This window comes from Pseudoalteromonas sp. Ps84H-4, from assembly GCF_024124645.1.
GTDB classification, from domain to species: domain Bacteria; phylum Pseudomonadota; class Gammaproteobacteria; order Enterobacterales; family Alteromonadaceae; genus Pseudoalteromonas; species Pseudoalteromonas lipolytica_C.
In genome coordinates, this window is sequence record NZ_JAMXSK010000083.1 from 1 (window position 1) to 1,044 (window position 1,044).

Consider the following 1,044-nt stretch of genomic DNA (forward strand, 5'->3'; position numbering starts at 1 on the left):
TAACGAGGGCTTGATTATAGTGAGACCAGTTTGTGATTTTGCTCATTGTTGTTGCACAGGCTAGTAGGATATAGATGATCTGATCACAGGCTGGCAAGATAGTTCAAACTTTTAGGAAACAACGCCTGAACAAACGCCATTTTCAGATGAAATTGAGGGGTTTTATCAAGCGCATAATGAACGTGTTCAATTATCCAATTACAGAAGGGATTTAGAGATCGCAAAATTGAAACGATCTCTATGAATCACACAGATTTCTATAATTGTCTTTGCCCCAAATTTTTCGAAGAAAGGAGCTGAAAGATGACTGGCGGCGATATCTATAACTTTCATGTCACTGTCCTTTGCCATTTTCTTAGCGTAAGACATCATTGCCGTTCCGATGCCATTAGCCTGCACCCGTGGAGAAGTCACAATCTAAGTGATATGAGCACGGTTTATTTTAGGATCGATATCCAGCCCAAAGACAGTCTTCTAAATAAGAGTTACTATAGTCACAAAATATCAAATTATTTTCAGTCATAATATTCCAAAAATTAACTAGTTATTATTTATCCCACATGGGAGTGCAGTTAAACGCTCGTTCCCAAACGCGGTCACGTTGGAAAGTTAGATTAACTTTACCATTTATATTATTTTACTTGTTTGCTTTATCTTTGCTTCTATCTTGGCTAACCAAATCAGCGGAATAATAATTAAAGAAGATCCTATAGCCAAGCTCAGGTCCGGTATTTCATCGAACCACAGCACCCCTACAACTACAGCACCTAATAAACCAGTGTATTCGGCACTGGAAATTTTACTGGCTTCGATTGCTCTATATACCAATACACATATACCAGCATAAATTAGGATAAAAGTGTTGGAGCCTGTTGCCGTTAACATTGGAGTCCAGTCCCAAGGTTTGCCTTCCCATAACGCCAACCCAAGTGCGGCTGGGATACCTACTAGGTTGGTGAGCATTAAAGTTTGGAACACATTATGATGCTGAGGTAATTTACGAACCAATAAATTATTTACAGCCATAGTCAATGCGACGACAAG

At 39.1% G+C, this 1,044-nt stretch carries 1 protein-coding gene and 1 pseudogene; both read right to left on the reverse strand.

Annotation, left to right across the window (positions count from 1 at the left end; genetic code table 11):
• Positions 1-198: 198 nt before the first annotated feature.
• A complete protein-coding gene (locus tag NH454_RS22480; RefSeq protein ID WP_171040401.1) occupies positions 199-414 on the reverse strand; it encodes a GNAT family N-acetyltransferase in 216 nt (71 codons plus the stop codon).
• Positions 415-627: 213 nt separating this feature from the next.
• Positions 628-1,044 (reverse strand): annotated as a pseudogene (locus tag NH454_RS22285) (EamA family transporter); the annotation flags it as partial.